Origin of the sequence: Veillonella parvula (assembly GCF_945949885.1) — a bacterium.
Lineage (GTDB): Bacteria > Bacillota > Negativicutes > Veillonellales > Veillonellaceae > Veillonella > Veillonella parvula_B.
Genome location: NZ_CAMFFZ010000014.1, coordinates 21,278 through 38,068 on the forward strand (window position 1 = coordinate 21,278; position 16,791 = coordinate 38,068).

18 protein-coding genes and 1 tRNA gene are annotated in these 16,791 nt (G+C 39.7%); 7 read left to right on the plus strand and 12 right to left on the minus strand.

Annotation, left to right across the window (positions count from 1 at the left end; genetic code table 11):
• Nucleotides 1-150: 150 nt before the first annotated feature.
• From Q7O55_RS05640 to Q7O55_RS05650, 3 genes are all read right to left on the minus strand, one after another.
• Nucleotides 151-1,272, minus strand: coding sequence for an acyltransferase (locus Q7O55_RS05640; protein WP_303929079.1), 1,122 nt, complete (start codon nucleotides 1,270-1,272; stop codon nucleotides 151-153).
• Nucleotides 1,273-1,282: 10 nt separating this feature from the next.
• Nucleotides 1,283-3,097 carry a DUF4127 family protein gene (locus Q7O55_RS05645; protein WP_303929080.1) on the minus strand — a complete coding sequence of 605 codons (1,815 nt, stop codon included), beginning with the start codon at nucleotides 3,095-3,097 and terminating at the stop codon, nucleotides 1,283-1,285.
• 148 nt (nucleotides 3,098-3,245) lie between these two features.
• Complete coding sequence (locus Q7O55_RS05650) at nucleotides 3,246-3,872, minus strand: trimeric intracellular cation channel family protein (RefSeq protein ID WP_303929082.1); 627 nt, start codon at nucleotides 3,870-3,872, stop codon at nucleotides 3,246-3,248.
• An 83-nt stretch (nucleotides 3,873-3,955) separates the two neighbouring features.
• Between Q7O55_RS05650 and tadA the strand changes: the two genes are divergently transcribed.
• The 3 genes from tadA to Q7O55_RS05665 all read left to right on the plus strand — a co-directional run bounded on the left by tadA (nucleotide 3,956) and on the right by Q7O55_RS05665 (nucleotide 5,791).
• On the plus strand, nucleotides 3,956-4,501 hold the full coding sequence (gene tadA / locus Q7O55_RS05655; protein ID WP_303929126.1) for a tRNA adenosine(34) deaminase TadA: 546 nt from the start codon (nucleotides 3,956-3,958) through the stop codon (nucleotides 4,499-4,501).
• A tRNA-Ser gene (locus Q7O55_RS05660) sits at nucleotides 4,455-4,545 on the plus strand. Before tadA ends, Q7O55_RS05660 begins: the two co-directional genes overlap by 47 nt.
• 58 nt (nucleotides 4,546-4,603) lie before the next feature.
• Entirely contained in the window at nucleotides 4,604-5,791 is a 1,188-nt protein-coding gene (locus Q7O55_RS05665; RefSeq protein ID WP_303929084.1) for an MFS transporter, read from the plus strand.
• A gap of 112 nt (nucleotides 5,792-5,903) precedes the next feature.
• Here the strand turns inward: Q7O55_RS05665 and Q7O55_RS05670 are convergent, their stop codons facing one another.
• The 4 genes from Q7O55_RS05670 to Q7O55_RS05685 form a co-directional block, all read right to left on the minus strand.
• Nucleotides 5,904-7,151, minus strand: a complete 1,248-nt coding sequence (locus Q7O55_RS05670) for a serine dehydratase subunit alpha family protein (RefSeq protein ID WP_303929086.1) — start codon at nucleotides 7,149-7,151, stop codon at nucleotides 5,904-5,906.
• A gap of 1 nt (nucleotide 7,152) precedes the next feature.
• Nucleotides 7,153-7,524, minus strand: a complete 372-nt coding sequence (locus Q7O55_RS05675) for a RidA family protein (protein ID WP_303929088.1) — start codon at nucleotides 7,522-7,524, stop codon at nucleotides 7,153-7,155.
• A 132-nt stretch (nucleotides 7,525-7,656) separates the two neighbouring features.
• Nucleotides 7,657-8,436, minus strand: a complete 780-nt coding sequence (locus tag Q7O55_RS05680) for a hypothetical protein (protein WP_303929090.1) — start codon at nucleotides 8,434-8,436, stop codon at nucleotides 7,657-7,659.
• Between the two features lies 1 nt (nucleotide 8,437).
• Complete coding sequence (locus Q7O55_RS05685) at nucleotides 8,438-9,382, minus strand: hypothetical protein (RefSeq protein ID WP_303929093.1); 945 nt, start codon at nucleotides 9,380-9,382, stop codon at nucleotides 8,438-8,440.
• A gap of 242 nt (nucleotides 9,383-9,624) precedes the next feature.
• Between Q7O55_RS05685 and menA the strand changes: the two genes are divergently transcribed.
• Both menA and Q7O55_RS05695 read left to right on the plus strand, forming a co-directional pair.
• Nucleotides 9,625-10,527, plus strand: coding sequence for a 1,4-dihydroxy-2-naphthoate octaprenyltransferase (menA, locus tag Q7O55_RS05690; RefSeq protein WP_303929095.1), 903 nt, complete (start codon nucleotides 9,625-9,627; stop codon nucleotides 10,525-10,527).
• 142 nt (nucleotides 10,528-10,669) lie between these two features.
• A complete protein-coding gene (locus tag Q7O55_RS05695; RefSeq protein WP_303929096.1) occupies nucleotides 10,670-11,488 on the plus strand; it encodes a MetQ/NlpA family ABC transporter substrate-binding protein in 819 nt (272 codons plus the stop codon).
• 37 nt (nucleotides 11,489-11,525) lie between these two features.
• Here Q7O55_RS05695 and Q7O55_RS05700 read toward each other — a convergent pair whose 3' ends face one another.
• The 4 genes from Q7O55_RS05700 to Q7O55_RS05715 are packed head-to-tail and all read right to left on the minus strand — an operon-like array spanning nucleotide 11,526 to nucleotide 14,593.
• Nucleotides 11,526-11,921 carry a cytidine deaminase gene (locus tag Q7O55_RS05700; protein ID WP_303929097.1) on the minus strand — a complete coding sequence of 132 codons (396 nt, stop codon included), beginning with the start codon at nucleotides 11,919-11,921 and terminating at the stop codon, nucleotides 11,526-11,528.
• A gap of 10 nt (nucleotides 11,922-11,931) precedes the next feature.
• Nucleotides 11,932-13,233, minus strand: a complete 1,302-nt coding sequence (locus Q7O55_RS05705) for a thymidine phosphorylase (protein WP_303929099.1) — start codon at nucleotides 13,231-13,233, stop codon at nucleotides 11,932-11,934.
• 53 nt (nucleotides 13,234-13,286) lie between these two features.
• A complete protein-coding gene (gene deoC / locus Q7O55_RS05710; protein ID WP_303929100.1) occupies nucleotides 13,287-13,949 on the minus strand; it encodes a deoxyribose-phosphate aldolase in 663 nt (220 codons plus the stop codon).
• A gap of 14 nt (nucleotides 13,950-13,963) precedes the next feature.
• Complete coding sequence (locus tag Q7O55_RS05715) at nucleotides 13,964-14,593, minus strand: 3'-5' exonuclease (protein ID WP_303929101.1); 630 nt, start codon at nucleotides 14,591-14,593, stop codon at nucleotides 13,964-13,966.
• A 188-nt stretch (nucleotides 14,594-14,781) separates the two neighbouring features.
• Here Q7O55_RS05715 and pyrF point away from each other — a divergent pair, with 188 nt between their 5' ends.
• Together pyrF and pyrE are read left to right on the plus strand one after the other, a co-directional pair.
• Nucleotides 14,782-15,501, plus strand: a complete 720-nt coding sequence (gene pyrF / locus Q7O55_RS05720) for an orotidine-5'-phosphate decarboxylase (RefSeq protein ID WP_303929103.1) — start codon at nucleotides 14,782-14,784, stop codon at nucleotides 15,499-15,501.
• Complete coding sequence (gene pyrE / locus Q7O55_RS05725; protein WP_303929106.1) at nucleotides 15,498-16,085, plus strand: orotate phosphoribosyltransferase; 588 nt, start codon at nucleotides 15,498-15,500, stop codon at nucleotides 16,083-16,085. Before pyrF ends, pyrE begins: the two co-directional genes overlap by 4 nt.
• Nucleotides 16,086-16,360: 275 nt before the next feature.
• On the opposite strand, the gene Q7O55_RS05730 is transcribed toward pyrE, so the two are convergent.
• Nucleotides 16,361-16,783 (minus strand): transcriptional regulator, encoded by a 423-nt coding sequence (locus tag Q7O55_RS05730; protein ID WP_303929107.1) that lies wholly within the window; start codon nucleotides 16,781-16,783, stop codon nucleotides 16,361-16,363.
• Nucleotides 16,784-16,791 lie beyond the last annotated feature (8 nt).

A 16,791-nucleotide genomic window follows, 5' to 3' on the forward strand; every position in this document is an offset into this window, starting at 1 on the left:
TACCATAGTTAAAAACTATATCCTAGCGGATGTATTGCATATATTATTTTAATACTAAATCAGCACCACAGAGCTAGTTAGTACTATGGTCGATACGAAAGTACTAATACCAATTAGGACTCTCTATACAACAAAAGCTTTCTGATTATACTAGTGCCCCAGTACAAATTTACAAATAGACTTAGGTAAATAATTGAAACCTACCGTAGTCAAATAGGATAATGCCAACGCCATGGCATACATAACGAGAACATTGACCACCGTGTACAAGAGATTGTATTTAGCCATCACAGCAGATATGATTAACAGCCAGAACGGATGTGTTAAATAAATGCCATAGGACTTGTCCCCTATCTCAGACCAAATGGATTCCATAGTCACATTCATAGGTAGTGTTTGGAATAGGAATAAACTAAACATCGTTCCCAAACCAGTGTAAAGAACACCCATCGGACTCATTTGATGTACCGTATAAATTGCTTCTAGCACCGTGTAATGCCATACGTCCATGACATAGTAATAGGATCCAAGCATCAATAATACAGATCCTACTGCACTAGCACCTAAAAGATAACGATAGCGCCACATGTATTCACAGACCGTTTCATATCGTTCAGCACATACAGCACCTAAAAGGAAAATCCACACATAATGAATTACCCAATAGTTGAGTCGCATATCGAAAAGATATTTAAGAATCGGCTGATTACTTAGATTTTCCGTTACCCAACGGCCAAGCATATACGATGATACATAATCAATAGCGACTTGGACAACAAATAATAACACCATCCAGAACACAGGTCGCTTGAGGATAACTTTCACCATTGCCCGCCATAACGGCATCATCACGTAGAACCATAGCAAAATAACCATAAAATACAAATGATACATAGAGGTACCAAAGAGTAGATTTATCGCCAATGGACCCGGACGTAAATTGCCGAGATTGTGCGCCGTCAATCCCGTATAGAGCAAGTAAAAGATGGACCACGTAATATATGGAAACAGCACCACCTGAATGCGGCGGTGCATAAATTCCTTATATGAGAATGGTCCCTCTACCGAGGTATGATAAAACAAACCAAATGCAGAGAGGAAAAAAAACGCAGGCACTCCAAAGCGAGAGAGAATTTCTAACACGCTGATGAGTTCTAAATTTACAAAAGGATTTTGCAATGCGTAAGATCCTACGTGAATGCCGATAACACCGAGCATACAGAGACCTCGCATATAAGTAATTTCCGGTAAAAATGCTTTTTTCATAGCCATTCCCTATTCATTATTGACCAGGTGCAGCGGCAGGTGTCGGTACGACACGTGGACCTTGAGACTCTGTAGCTGGTTGTTTAACTACCGGAGATGTAGATGTAGGTGTTTGAGGCGTTGCAGCTTTTTCAGGTTGTGCCGATTGAGCTGGTACAGCCTGACCATTTGCTTTAGCTGCCGCTTCTGCCTTAGCCTTAGCTTCTGCTTCAGCCTTAGCTTTTGCTTCAGCTTCTCGTTTCAAGCGCAATTCTTTTTCAAGAGGTACCACTGGTTTATCATAAACAGTGATATCCGTTTCAAATAGACGCCCCCATGGGAATGTAGCTTTTACTGTACGAGGATTGATTTTAAGGTATTTTTCAGCGAAATCTTGAATGCGTTCACCTAAGTAACTTTCAAGACGTTCATTTAATTCACCAGAGTAACGAACATTGTCTGTTCTGATAGAATCTTGCATACGATAAATATCTTTACGGATATTTGCTTGATATGCCCAGTTATCCAAATATTGTTGCGTCAACATATCACGATGACCTTCTGGGCTCATAGATTTAAGCAATAATCCTTGAGCAATAGCGTAACCTACTGTGTTACTTGCTGTATTCCAACCATTATACGCACCGATTTTGTACAACAGATCTCGTTTATACATAGCGGATACTAACGTATTGTCTGCACCATTATTGAAAGCAATATCTGCAACGCTTACGTTCACACCAGAATCAACAGCTTGTTGAATACGATCTACGAAAGCATTTGTAGAGTTGGAAATCATTGGGAAGTTTTCGAAGTTTTCAGATTCACCTGTACTCGTAGTAAGCGGTGTATTAACAGCCAATAATACAGTTGGTTTGCCTTGTGTCACCATCGTGCCACCTACAGCCTCAACATGTTGAGCAATTGTTTTATCAATCGTTTGATCTTCGTAACCTGGCAATGTTTTACCACCACCACCGAGTGGATAAATTACGGAGAATGTAGGTTTTTCTGTGCTCACATCGGTACGGGAACGCGCCATCAACAAGAGACCGAGTTGGTCAGCACCAGGGAAGCTACCATATTTTTCAACAGAAATATCCTTGGAATATCTGTTGAGGTAACGACCTTCTAGTGCGGATTGAGATAATTGAGATGTATCATCATGACCTAATGCAAAGTAGTCGAATACACCACTGCGAGTTTCATCAATCAACTCTTTGTTGATTTTCATATTTTTTTGACGGCGGTCAAACCAGTCTTGCAAGTATTCCACAGGAACAGAGGCTTGTAGACTCATCAATTTTTGAGTTTCTTCTTGTGTTAAGGAGCCAGAATCCAATTTATCTTGTAATGCAGCGATTTGGAAGATAGTTGGACCATATTCCGCATAATAAGCCGGTTCAGTACCGCCACCACTCGCACGCGGAGAACGCATTACCGTACCAAAACCATAGATGCGTACATTTTTATTACGCGCTTTTAAACCTTCAATACGTTTCAAGCGATTTTGCAATGTGCTAAGCGGAATATTATGTTTACGAGAATCTACAAGACCTCCATAAATAAGAGTATCTGTACTTAATACCATAACATCAGCACGACCTGCATTTTGCTCTACCCAAGCCATAATTTGATCAGCTTGACCTTGGTATGTCTTACCAGAAATCAAGTGTTGAGGTGGTGTCAACACAGTCATACCCGCCTCACGAGCTGTGTCAACTGTATATTGTAAGCTTACAGGGCGATCATCTTGAGGTACATATAATACGGTTTCTGCATCAATATTGATGGATGTACCTGTAGCAATGGCTGTAACCATTAATGCTACTTTCAACCATTTATTTGTCATAAAGCAAATCTCCTTCTGTGTACACGAGTACTCTCGACTCGAAAATTAACTCTTATATAATACTCTTTTTTTCTGACACTTTTATGAAATACTTAACGGTATAATTATATCATTTACTTGTTATTTCTCAAATGCAGCGCCTTTAGCTTTAGCGCACTTTGGGTAAGCTCCAATTATATTTAATAGCTAGTAGACGGATAACTAGTACAACGGTAAAAGCACCATATACAGCCTCTCCAACCCAGTTAGAAATAACCATTAAGTAATAAACGATGCCTCCAATAACACTAGGCAGAGCATACACGTCTTCTTTCAAAACAGACGGAATCCGTTGAGCTAGCATATCTCGGATAATGCCGCCACCAACAGCAGTAATAGTTCCTAATAAAACAATGAAAATTGGCAACTCCGGATATAGTTTAAATCCTGCAGATGCTCCAGTTACTGTAAAAGATGCCAACCCGACTGCATCGGCCAATAAATAGCTTGCTCGACTACGAGGGCCCATAGCATGCTTGCGATAACGGCTGTTATACATAATAAATACGATAATTGTTACAGAAATAACCACAGTTACATATACAATATTGCGTAATGAGTTCGGCGGAAAATACCCCAGGAGAACATCCCGTACAATTCCACCGCCGATTGCCGTGGCCAATGCCAACACAACCATACCAAATATATCCATCTTTCGCGCCACCCCAACGAGTGCTCCCGAGATAGCAAAGGCAATAGTGCCAATCATATCAAATATATACCAAATAATATCCATAATACCCTCACACAATCTATTCGCATAACTGCGTACACTATGATAGACTTTATGTAAGATATTATACATTAAGAGGTATGAGAATGACAAAAGACATTACACCTATAGAGATTAAAAATATGGATGAGCGTACTCGGGACGAGTATTTCATGGCGTTCGCCCTAGAGGAAGCTCACAAGGCCTATGACTTAGGAGAAATTCCTATCGGCGCCATTTTAGTTCAAAACAATACAATCATTTCACGCCACCATAATCGCCGCGAATTAGATCACGATGCAACGGCTCATGCAGAAGTGCTCGTCATCCGTGAAGCATGTGATGTACTCAAGCGCTGGCGGTTGACTGGTTGTACCCTGTATGTTACGATAGAGCCGTGTCCGATGTGCGCTGGAGCCATCATCAACAGTCGTATTGACCGTGTTGTATATGGTGCAAGTGATTACAAAGGAGGCGCTGTAGAGTCTCTTTTCAATGTACTCTCTCACCCTGGTTTAAATCATGAGCCTGAACTAGCATCTGGTGTCCTTGGTGATGAATGTAGCCAAATCATGAAAGACTTTTTTAAGGAGCGCCGTAAAACACGGAGGAGTACCCAAGAGGCTGAAGGGTCCGCACTCGAAATGCGGTAGGTCGGGCAACCGGCGCGGGGGTTCAAATCCCTCCTCCTCTGCCATATAAAATATATAAAGCGCTAACCGTGGTTAGCGCTTTTTTGCGAAGGGACCACTACTATGAAAAAATATTATCCTTATCTCATCACGGTGAGTCATATGATTAATGACTCCTGCCAAAGTGTATTGCCTGCCCTCTTGCCACTGTTCATCTATACCTATGGACTCAGCTTAGAACAAGCGGGCTTTCTTATCTTAGCCAATACAGCATTATCTTCATTATTACAACCATTATTAGGGTATCTTTCTGACAAGATCAATCAGCCTCGACTCATCGCCTTAGGTGTTTTACTCTCTGCTTGTAGCACAGGTGTTATGGGTTTTGTCACCTCCTATGAAAGCTTACTTGTTTGTGCCACCTTAGCCGGTGTGGGGTCTTCTATCTTCCACCCTGAAGGGGCAAAGATCATGAACCGCCTCGGTGGCGGCAAAAAAGGAAAAGCCATGGGCACCTTTGCTATCGGCGGTAGCTCTGGTTTTGCCATCGGCCCACTCTTTGCTGGCTCTATTGCCTATACAGTAGGTCCGCATGGATTGGCGGCTTTCACCGTGGTAGGTCTTATCATATCAACAATTTTATTCATCCTCATGCCTCGCATAGTAGCTCATGCACGCACTATCGACCAAGCGGTAGCTACAGAAAACCCTACACTTGTAGCCAAACCACTCAAAAATTACTGGAAATACTTTGGTATCTTGTTCGTTATCATTCTAAGCCAATCGGTAAACTTCCGCGTTATCAATGCATTTATTCCTATCTTCTGGACTCGTGAACTCGGCACCAGTCCAGAACAAGGCAGTTTTGCATTAACCGTATTCTTTAGTATAGGCATCTTCATGACATATATCGGCGGTCTATTAGGCGACAAATATGGTCCTATCAAAATCATTAGACTATCCCTATTAATTTGGTTGCCGGCTATGTTCTTATTAACAGAAGTGCCAACCTTCTCCCCTGTCATCATGATGCCTGTAGCCTATCTACTACTACTCATGATTGGTGCCGCAAAAGCAATTAGCTACAGCCCAGTTATCGTACTAGGTCAAACCTACCTCGCTAAAAGCATCGGCTTTGCCTCTGGTATTACCCTCGGCGTGAGCCAAACTATCGGCGGTATCGTCGCACCTGTAGTAGGTAACCTTGCGGATACCTATACTTTACCTGCCGCTATGATGACACTTGTACCATTCCTAGTAGTGGGTCTTGGGGCTTCATTGATACTTAAAGATCCTAAAAAATTACAATAAACAAAAAAGAACCCTTCATGTGAACTACACCAAAAAAAATTGGACACAATTTTTAAAGGTACAGACCAACGAAGGGTTCTTTTTATATTCAACTAAACACATCACATACAGTTTAGTGTTTTAGCATTTCATTCAATATAACTACGTCTGTTTCTTTCATGCCTTGTGCCACAGCACCGATGCTGCGGATGGTTTCATCAACGGAGTATGCTACAAGGCCATCGCCTTTTTGGTAGTTTTTATTAAGGCGAGCTTGCTTATATCCCATAAAAGCACCATCAAGAGAAATTGCAATTTTACCTGCACAGGATGGTTTTGCACCATCGCATACGATACCCGATAAACTTGCAAGCCCATTTACAAGAGTGTTCTCGATGATTTCTTTGCTATCACCTTTCAAGAAAGCTATGCCTGCTACACTTACAACACCGGCAGATACAACACCGCAGTATGCAGACAATTTACCGATGCCGGATTTAACATAAAGCGTCAGCAAGTTCGCAAAGACGAGAGCGCGATAAAGTTCATCATCGCTTTTACCAAGTTCCTCGGCAGTCGTAATGATTGGTACAGATACCGTTAAGCCTTGGTTACCAGAGCCAGAGCAAATAACTACAGGCAATGGACAGCCGCTCATACGCGCATCAGAGCCGGCCGCGGCACGAGCCTTGCATTTTGTTTCAAGAGATGGATTTTCATCGTCCAATAATAATAATTGACCAATGTTAGCACCGTAATCATTGGACAGACCTTCCTTAGAAATAGCAGAATTATACTCTACTTGTTGTTTTATTTGGGGAAGGATACCAGAAATATCACCGGTTAAGGCAAATTTGTAAATGCTATCGAAGGTCATGGCATATTCTGTTTTAGTCGCTTTCTTGATTTCATTGACTGCTTCAGAGACAATCTCGCAATCTACTGATACATATGTTACATTCGTATGGTCATTTTCAATGCGAACAACCGCTGTATGTTCATCTGTTTCTGCAGTGATTTCTATATATAGATTATCTACACCTTCAGCAAGTGAAACGGTACAGAAGTTGGCATCAAGCAATGTGCCAAGCCATTTACGATCTTCGTCTGTAGCAGATTCTAATACCTCTAGTTCACGCTCTGGATGACCTACAATAGCACCCAGTGTAGCAGCCGCCGTTAGTCCTTTTCGTCCCCCAGAATTTGGAATGACTACAGATTTTACATTTTTAATAATATTCGCGCTGCATCTTGCGTGAATACGGTTAGGAAATTCATCTAAAACAGAGACGGCCTTCGCAGCCGCATAAGCCAATGCAATTGGCTCAGTACAACCGAAGGCAGGACGCATCTCTGACTGTAACAAATAAATATAATCCATCTTATACTTCCGCAATAATTTCCACTTCTACAATAACACCTAATGGAAGATCTTTTACTGCTACACATGAACGAGCTGGTTTAGAAGTGAAATATTTAGCATACACTTCATTAAATGCTTTGAAATCACCGATATCAGCTAAGAAGCAAGTTGTTTTAACAACTTTGGAGAAGTCTATACCAGCTTCAGTCAATACGGCTTCAATATTTTTGCATACTTGTTCAGTTTGCTCTACGATACCCCCTTCAACAACTTTACCAGTTGCAGGATTGAGTGGAATTTGTCCAGAAGCAAATAATAAACTACCAACCACTTTAGCTTGAGAGTAAGGACCTACTGCTGCTGGTGCTTTGTCTGTAGAAATTGTTTTCATGATAATTCTCCTTTTATAAATAAATACAAATTAATATAACTATGCTTATGGCATAAAACTCATGTTGATGCCACGATATATATGACTTAGCTCAATATATACCATATTACATAAAAGTACGTATATAACCAATTATTTAATTGATTTAAATGCATTATCAAATATTGGTTTGAAATAATCACGTTGTACATCAGTTGTTATACCTACATACAACACCGGTTTTCCTGGCTTCAACACAAATGCAGCATTTGCATAGAGTGGAGTTTGTACATTTCCATCTGCATATAACAAGCGAGAGCTTGCAGCATACGTTTGATATTTTGTGCCAGTCACCGGATGTACTTGTTCTGCATTTTCTACGGTTAGAGTTCTAAGTGTCTTAGGCATAATCGTTGCTTTTTGGGGATCACGACTAGACACATTAATAGGTCCATTCAAAGGAACTACCGTTGTGCTAGTAGGAATCTGTTTATTTATTGTTCCTAATAAAAGTTGCTCTGTTACAGGATCAATTTGACCTTTATCAAGAGCGGTCATAGCAGCTATAAACATTGGGTCATTAGCCTTTTCTTTAGCCACTTGTTGCGCTATTTGTTTAACATCTACAGCTACTACGAATGCATCTTTTTGACCAGTTTTATCTGCCCCTTGTAATTGGTATACATCAAAATTAGTACCAAAATTTTGGAAAAATTCTTTAGCCATCATATTGGTCATCGTAGATTTTGAGGGATTCTGTTGCATTTGTTTCTCTACAAAATCACGAGTATTTGTTTTAGACGCAGAAACAATATTTACATTATTAGGTACTACCATAGAGCCCCCAATAGTTTGTACATCCTTAGCCAAACTAATACTTGATACAGTTCCTAATAAGCATGCAGTGCAAGCCAATACTTTCAAAGATTTCATACTATTTACCTCCCTTGAGAGATTGTGTTTGATACATATGATTCAATTCATTAGTCCAATAATCATGACTAGAGTCGTCAGACATTAAAAGCTGTAAAGATACACCCTTATCTGTAGGAACAGCATATCCAATTAAGGAGTAAGTGTTTCTAAAGCCATCATAGCTAAGACCGCCTCGTAAATCACCAGTCACAGCCGTACCATAGCGCGTTTGAACAGGTTTATACGCTACATGAGTTGCATCAACACGCAATTGTTTCGTCATAAACTCTACATAGGAAATGAACTCTTGTTTATCCTTTGTAGATGTTTTCTTATCTGTAGCAAGCATTTTATCAACAGCGCCCATAATTTGAGCAGGTATTTTATCATTTATCGTCTTCAAATCTTTTGATAACTTAGCACCTTCAACCGTGTTGCTTTTTAAGCCTTGTAATTGTTGTTGAGCCATCTCTTTAGAGTAAGATTCTACATGTTTAGAGATGGAGTGCTTTAATGCAGCCTTTTCCGCATCTGATCCCTTCTCTAAAATAGTTTTATTCATACCTATAACTTGATCAATAGCATTTTTAGAATAGTTAATAACAATTAAACTACCTGTATGATGACCTTGTTTATCAGTACCTTGCAATTGATAGAAGGAGTAACCATCAATAAAATCCCCCTTCACTGGTTCAACAGCTACACCAGTCTGTGCTTTCACAACATTATTAATAGTATCAACAGCAGATTTATTTGCTACTTTGAGAAATTTATCTTGTTCTTGATTACGCAATCTTGCATCAGTAGAAATGTGCATAACTTCTACAGCTTTCACAGTTGGGGAGGTACTGCCGTACATACCATAACCTAAATCAACCGTATCAGCACATGCCACTGCCCCCATACCCACAGTTAAACAGGTAGCACAAGCCAATGTCATCATCTTTTTATTGAGAGTTCTCATAAGACACCTCACCTTTTTAACAATACACTATGTATAGATTGTTAGATAATTTGTGCAGTATATATTAAGAGTTTAAAAGATAATCTATACTGCATATATAAATTATTATACTATATCGACATATATAACTGTATAGTATAATTTACAAGCTTATCTTTCTGCTATACAATACATAAATAGACATGTAAAGATGATATATGTATGAGAAATGGAAAGGAGTGCACACTCGGTGTGCTTTTGATATGATACAAGAATTAATTCCCCTTACTAGACCTCGCACATTAGCTGCCGCATTAGGGCCTACTATTTTAGGTGCCGCCTTTAGTTATTATGCATTTGGTGCCGTTCAGGGCACAGGGCTAGCTATATTCCATACGATACTTATATTCTTAGCAGTTGTAACCGCCCAAATTATAGCAAATTTATGGAATGAATATAAAGACTTTAAATCTGGACTCGATGCTGGTCAAAAGATAGGTAATGCTGGTTCTATCACGCGTGGCGCTATAACACCAGAACTCATTATAACGATGATTAAAGTACTCATGTTTGTACCCATTATCATTGGTCTTTATTTATCTGCTACTATAACTTGGTATTACATCCCTATAGGCTTCTTATGTATTCTAATTAGTTTCCTTTACTCTGGCGGTCCAAAACCAATTTCTCGAACACCCTTTGGAGAAATTTCCTCTGGTATCGCTATGGGTTTTGCCATCGTACTCATTACAGGCTATGCCTGGACACAAGAATTATCCTTAGCTCTGTTAATTCCTGCAATTCCATCTACATTGTTAGTTGGTTCCATCATGTTGACGAATAATATCCGAGATATTAGAAATGATGAAAGCCATGGACGTCACACATTGCCAATCGTGCTTGGTCGTGAAAGAACGCTCAGCTTAATGAGTATCTCATATATTTTCAATTTTATTTGGATCATTGCTTGGATTATAATAGGCCATATGACATGGTTCGCCTTATTAGCATTCCTTGCGGCACCACTAGCTTTCAAAACAATTCATACATTATCTACCAATACAGATGAGTTCCAATTAGATAAGGCTATGGGCACTACCGCTGGGGCAGCCATGATTTATCAACTAATGTGGGCGATTGGACTTATTATGGGCAAATTGTTTTAAAAATGAACATACTTATATTATAGGTTCTCCATAGTTTTTAGTTATGGAGAACCTATAATAATTCCTTCTTGATAGATAGGAAATTATTTAGTACTATAGATTTAATATTTTATATGTAATTATTGTATAAGGAGTGTGTGTAATGAGAAAATTTTTAGCATTAGCAGCTACTGTAATCCTTGGCGGTGCTTTATTAATCGCAGGCTGCGGTAACGACAACAAACAAGCTACTAGCGATGGTAAACAAGTATTAAAAATTGGGGCAACAGCAGTACCTCACGCAGAAATTTTAGAACAAGTTAAACCGATTTTAGCAAAAGATGGTATCGAATTAAAAATCACAGAATTCACTGATTACAACACACCTAACTTGGCTTTAGGAGACAAAGAAATTGATGCCAACTTCTTCCAACACGTACCTTACATGGAGGAATTCGCAAAAGCTCACAAACTTGACTTAGTATCTGCTGGTGGTGTTCACCTTGAGCCAATGGGTTTATACTCCCGTAAAATCAAAGATTTGAAAGATCTTCCAAAAGGCGCTAAAATCGCTATTCCTAATGACCCTACAAACGGTGGTCGTGCATTATTGTTGTTACAAAAGCAAGGTCTAATTACATTAAAAGACTCTACAAACATCTTATCTACCGTACAAGATATTACTGTGAACCCTAACGAATATCAATTCGTAGAATTAGAAGCAGCACAAGTGCCTCGTTCCCTTGACGATGTAGCCTTAGCAGCTATCAACACTAACTTTGCATTAAACGCAGGTCTTAACCCTGGCAAAGATGCATTGGCGATTGAAACTAACGATTCCCCTTACGTTAATATCGTAACTGTACTTAAAGGTAATGAAAATGACCCTCGCATCAAAAAATTGATGGCTGCACTTCATAGCCCTGAAATTATCAAATTCATCCAAGAAAAATACCAAGGTGCTATTGTTCCTGCATTTTAAGGTATACTAAAAAGAGACCACATAGGTGGTCTCTTTTTTACATATTATCGGCCCTAAATCTAAAAGGTAATAGTCCTTCTAAATCAACAACTGTATAGTCCCCTCTTAAATTCGCCATTATAATACGAGGTATTCCAAATTCAGAAATCACCTGACGGCAAGCACCACATGGGGCACAAGGTCCTTCCGTATCAGCAACTACAGCAAGGGCTTTAAATTTTGTTTGCCCTTCTGATACGGCCTTAAATATAGCAGTTCGCTCCGCACAATTAGTTAATCCATAAGAAGCATTCTCTATATTACACCCCTCATAGATGCTTCCATCCTCGCAAAGAAGGGCTGCGCCCACGCCAAAATGTGAATAAGGACTATAGGTTTTATCGCGAGCCACAACAGCACGATTGATGAGCTTTTGAATATCCTTTTCTTTCATATTGCACTCCTCACTCTACAATATCAAGTATAGTATCCATTACTTTAGATGCAGTATCACCAATAGTAATAGCCGCCAAATAGGTCTGAGCCGCATTAGTGAATAAGCTTTCATCAGAAGCATATAGTGTGGCTATCCTTTCACCCATGCTAACGGCGTCCCCAGTTTTTTTGTGCATTACAATACCTGCACTATAATCGATGGGACCATCTTTAACCGTGCGACCTGCCCCTAGCATAACGGATGCAATGCCACATCGTTCTGTATCCATATGGGTAATATAACCATCTTGAGGCGATGTTACATCATAGGTAAACTTACCTATTGTTAATACACGGTCATCATCGATAACTCTGCTTTCTCCACCTTGGGCTTCAATCATTAAACGTAATCGTTCTAGGGCTGCTCCAGAATCTAGTGCTTGTTGCACACGATTAAGAGCAGTTTCATAATCACACATACGGCTCAATACGAGCATATGAGCTGCCATGATAATACATTCATGCGTTAAATCCTCTGGACCATGACCTTTCAACGTATTAATAACCTCTCGAATCTCCAAAGCATTTCCAATAGCATGTCCTAGCGGTCGGTCCATATCCGTCAAAATAGCCTTAACTGAACGGCCATTTTTCTTTCCAATATCGACCATTGCTTTAGCCAATTCACGAGCATCCTCTATGTTTTTCATAAAGGCGCCACTACCAACCTTTACATCTAACAAAATTGCTTGTGCACCAGAAGCCAGTTTTTTGCTCATAACAGAGGATGCAATAAGAGGGATGCTATCAACAGTTCCCGTCACATCGCGCAAAGCATATAGCTTTTTATCAGCAGGTGCAAGCCCTTCCGACTGACCTATAACAGCAAGACCGATTTTATTAACTTGATCGATAAAAGCATCTTGCTCTAAAGATACCTTTAAATTTGGAATAGATTCCATCTTATCAATAGTGCCGCCTGTATGACCAAGTCCACGTCCAGACATCTTAGCCACCTTGCCGCCACAAGCGGCTACGAGAGGCGCAATAATAAGTGTTGTCTTATCCCCTACACCACCTGTACTATGTTTATCTACGGTAATCCCATCAATATTCGACAAATCTACCATATTACCTGATTGAGCCATAGCCAAGGTCAAGGTTCCTAGTTCGCGAGCGTTCATACCATTAAAAACTATGGTCATCAAGAGCGCACTCACTTGGTAATCAGGGATTTCCCCCTTTACATAACCATCTATGACAAAGCGGATTTCCTTATCTGATAACGGCAAGTTCGCCCTTTTCTTCAGAATAATATCATACATACGCATAGTTACACCGCCATTCTAAGAAACCACCTAAGCATAGCCTAGGTGGTTTTCTATTATACTTCTTCGTTCAAGTGATTCTTTAGCAACTCTACAGCTGCACTGGCTCCAATTCGGCTACAACCTTCTGCAATATAGGCTTTCATATCCGTAATAGAGCGAATACCACCTGCGGCCTTAATCTGTACATTAGAACCAATATGCTTTTTAAAGAGTCTAATATCTTCAAGGCTTGCACCGCCGCTACCAAATCCAGTAGATGTTTTAATATAGTCTGCACCACCATTTGTAATACATTTGCAAAGCGCTACCTTTTCAGAATCTGTAAGATAACAAGTTTCGATAATAACTTTTAAAATCTTATCACCACAAGCTTTCTTAAGCGCCTCAATTTCGCTAGTTACTGCTTCAAAATCACCTTGCTTTACATCTCCAAGATTAATAACCATATCAATTTCAGAAGCGCCCTCTTCAATAGCCTGTTTCGTTTCGGCTACCTTTACCTCTGTTGTTTCATATCCTAAAGGAAAGCCGATAACGGTACATATGTTAAGTTCTGGATATGCTTCATGGGCGGATGCTACAAAGTCTGGAGGAATACAAACAGATGCAGTTTTATACCTTAAACTAGCCTCACAGACTTCTTTTATATCATCCCATGTAGCTGTAGGACGCAATAATGTATGATCTACATAAGCTAATAATTCTTTACCCAACATAGTACCTCTCCTTACTAAAAGAACGACATTTGCTCTGGTTCTGGCTCTTTATGTAATGCATCTTGAGCAGAGCGATTTTTATCATCAATGAATGGTTCTAACGGTACACCTGTAATCTTTAATAAATCTGGTAAGCTATTAACGCCTTTCAACTTAGCAGCTTTTAATACAACCTTTGCACAAGTCTCCGCATCATCCAGTGCATAGTGATGCTTAAACTCAACTCCAATGTATGCAGCCATTGTATTCAACTTATGATTAACTAAATCAGGCCATACAGCACGTGAAAGCTTAACAGTGCATGCATAATCTATTTCTGGCCAAGGGATTTTATAATAATCTAAGGTAGCACGCAATACGTTCATATCGAATTTCGCATTATGAGCCACCATAATATTTCCTTTTAAATGATTTTCATAAATGGCATTCCACAACTGATCAAAGGTCTTTTCATGAAGAACATCCTTCGGTTGGATACCATGAATTTCAATACATTCATCATCAAAACTCATAAATGGTGGTTTGATGAGACTATATGCCTTTTTAGTAATTTGTCCATCCTTTACGGTAATAACCGCCAAGGAGCACGCACTATTTTTAAATTTATTTGCTGTTTCAAAGTCTAATGCAACAAAATCTAACATAGGACTCCTTTCAAAATCTATATATAAGAATTATATTCATTTACTCTACTTATTATAGCATGAAATAGACTAAAATCTACTGTTCAAAGGTGACCAATAATCACCTCATTTACACCAATTTTAATTGACAGATAGGCCCTCAGTATGTGAAAATTATTTAGATATGTATGTAGTATGGAGGTTGCAACATGGCAGATGACAGATTAATCGTTGCCCTTGACGTATCCACGATGGATGCAGTGAAAGAAATCGTATTATCCCTCGGTGATTCGGTTAGCTTTTACAAGGTCGGTATGGAGCTATTCTATGCCGAAGGAGCAAAAACAATTCGTTTTTTACAGGAGCAAAACAAACAGGTATTTCTTGATTTAAAATTGCACGACATTCCAAATACCGTAGCCCATGGCGTTTCTTCTTTAACACGTCTCGGTGCTAGTTTAATTACTCTACATGGTCAAGGTGGTCCTGTCATGATGAAAGCTGCTGTTGAGGCAGCTCGTGAGAGTGGGGAGAAACTAGGCGTTGAGCGACCAAAATTATTAGCCATCACTGCTTTAACTAGTTTCGACGATGAATCTTGGACTGCTATCGGTGGTCAGCTACCAATTTCCGACCAAGTCATTCGCCTTGCAAAACTCGCTAAAGACTGTGGTATGGATGGTGTTGTATGTTCCGCATTAGAAGCTAAAATGATTCGCAAAGCATGTGGCGATGACTTTCTCATCGTTACCCCTGGTATTCGTCCTTCCTTTGCAACAACAGACGACCAAAAACGGGTTGCTACGCCTGCTAGCGCATTACAAGATGGCGCATCTCGCCTCGTTATTGGTCGCCCTATTACACAAGCCGAAAACCCTCGTGAAGCGGTTCGTTTAATTATTGAAGAAATGGAGAAAGTATCCAAATGATGACAGAACAAGAAGTAAAACAATTACTGATCGATACTCAAGCTATTTTAGAAGGCCACTTCCTTTTGACATCTGGTCTCCACAGTCCAATGTATGTTGAAAAATTTAATGTATTACAACACCCAAAATATACAGAAAAACTTTGTAAAGAATTAGCTGAACGCTTCCGCGATCAAAATGTGGAACTTGTTATTGGACCTATGACTGGCGGCATCTTACTTGCTCACGAAGTAGGTAAAGCTCTTGGCACTCGTGCTATCTTCACAGAACGTGAAAAAGGCATAATGACATTGCGCCGCGGCTTTAAAATCGAGCCAGGCACTCGTGTCCTTATCGTAGAAGACATCGTAACAACTGGTGGTTCTGTACAAGAAGTGGTAAATGTGGTAAACCAATCCGGTGGTGAAATCGTAGGTGTAGGACTTCTTGTTAACCGTTCTGGTGGTAAAGCAGAATTCGGTGTACCTCACGAAAAGGTACAAGCATTACTCAATCTTCAAGTTCCAACTTATAAACCTGAAGAATGCCCTCTTTGCAAAGACGGCGTAGCTATGACAGAACGCGGTTCTAAACACATCAAATAAATTTTTAACGACCTATGTGCATGCATAGGTCGTTTTTCATTAAGAAGTTAATAAAATATTCCCAGCCCATCAAGTACAATCTATATTTATAAATAGATACAAAAAGAGCTCCTTTGCTGAGGAGCTCTTTTTGTTTGTGTGTAGTTATTGTGTGTAAGAGAGAGATTCTGATACGAATGTATCACATAGAGTGTGCGGCTCTATGGTGGTCATGAATGCACTTTCATGACCACGTTCTCTATATTTTATGAAAGAAATGGACTCATAAAGTATCGTTAATTTTGTGTAGTTTGTGGTGCACCTTGATCAATCTGTTGTTGTGGTGCATTACCATTAGTTTGTTGAGGTGGTTGGCCTTGTGGAGGCACTTGACCATTTGGTTGTGCTGGTTGCCCTACTTGTGGCGCTTGACCTTGTGGAGGCATTTGACCATTAAGCTGTCCTGGTTGCCCATTTTGTGGCATATTTTGCCCATCCATTGGACCTTTACCATCTTTACGCTCATGTTTGTCCTTACCATCTTTCATTTGTTTATCCATATGCTTATCAGGACCATCATGTTTTGGTGGTTTTCTAAACTGTTGTTCATTCGTTTTCATCCATTCACCAAAATTAGGTAAATCATTAACTGCAAAGGATGTACATGCCCCAACAGCACAAATTACGGTTAAAATCGCTGTTATTATAATTCGTCTCATAAATCCTC

Coding starts and splice junctions, on each gene's coding strand:
- Q7O55_RS05650 (WP_303929082.1), bottom strand. CDS start 3,872: ATGGATATTATTTGGTATATATTTGATATGATTGGCACTATTGCCTTT.
- Q7O55_RS05675 (WP_303929088.1), bottom strand. CDS start 7,524: ATGAAAACAATTTCTACAGACAAAGCACCAGCAGCAGTAGGTCCTTAC.
- Q7O55_RS05665 (WP_303929084.1), top strand. CDS start 4,604: ATGAAAAAATATTATCCTTATCTCATCACGGTGAGTCATATGATTAAT.
- pyrF (WP_303929103.1), top strand. CDS start 14,782: ATGGCAGATGACAGATTAATCGTTGCCCTTGACGTATCCACGATGGAT.
- Q7O55_RS05680 (WP_303929090.1), bottom strand. CDS start 8,436: ATGAAATCTTTGAAAGTATTGGCTTGCACTGCATGCTTATTAGGAACT.
- Q7O55_RS05640 (WP_303929079.1), bottom strand. CDS start 1,272: ATGGCTATGAAAAAAGCATTTTTACCGGAAATTACTTATATGCGAGGT.
- Q7O55_RS05705 (WP_303929099.1), bottom strand. CDS start 13,233: ATGCGTATGTATGATATTATTCTGAAGAAAAGGGCGAACTTGCCGTTA.
- Q7O55_RS05730 (WP_303929107.1), bottom strand. CDS start 16,783: ATGAGACGAATTATAATAACAGCGATTTTAACCGTAATTTGTGCTGTT.
- Q7O55_RS05645 (WP_303929080.1), bottom strand. CDS start 3,097: ATGACAAATAAATGGTTGAAAGTAGCATTAATGGTTACAGCCATTGCT.
- Q7O55_RS05685 (WP_303929093.1), bottom strand. CDS start 9,382: ATGAGAACTCTCAATAAAAAGATGATGACATTGGCTTGTGCTACCTGT.
- tadA (WP_303929126.1), top strand. CDS start 3,956: ATGACAAAAGACATTACACCTATAGAGATTAAAAATATGGATGAGCGT.
- pyrE (WP_303929106.1), top strand. CDS start 15,498: ATGATGACAGAACAAGAAGTAAAACAATTACTGATCGATACTCAAGCT.
- Q7O55_RS05695 (WP_303929096.1), top strand. CDS start 10,670: ATGAGAAAATTTTTAGCATTAGCAGCTACTGTAATCCTTGGCGGTGCT.
- Q7O55_RS05715 (WP_303929101.1), bottom strand. CDS start 14,593: ATGTTAGATTTTGTTGCATTAGACTTTGAAACAGCAAATAAATTTAAA.
- Q7O55_RS05670 (WP_303929086.1), bottom strand. CDS start 7,151: ATGGATTATATTTATTTGTTACAGTCAGAGATGCGTCCTGCCTTCGGT.
- deoC (WP_303929100.1), bottom strand. CDS start 13,949: ATGTTGGGTAAAGAATTATTAGCTTATGTAGATCATACATTATTGCGT.
- Q7O55_RS05700 (WP_303929097.1), bottom strand. CDS start 11,921: ATGAAAGAAAAGGATATTCAAAAGCTCATCAATCGTGCTGTTGTGGCT.
- menA (WP_303929095.1), top strand. CDS start 9,625: ATGATACAAGAATTAATTCCCCTTACTAGACCTCGCACATTAGCTGCC.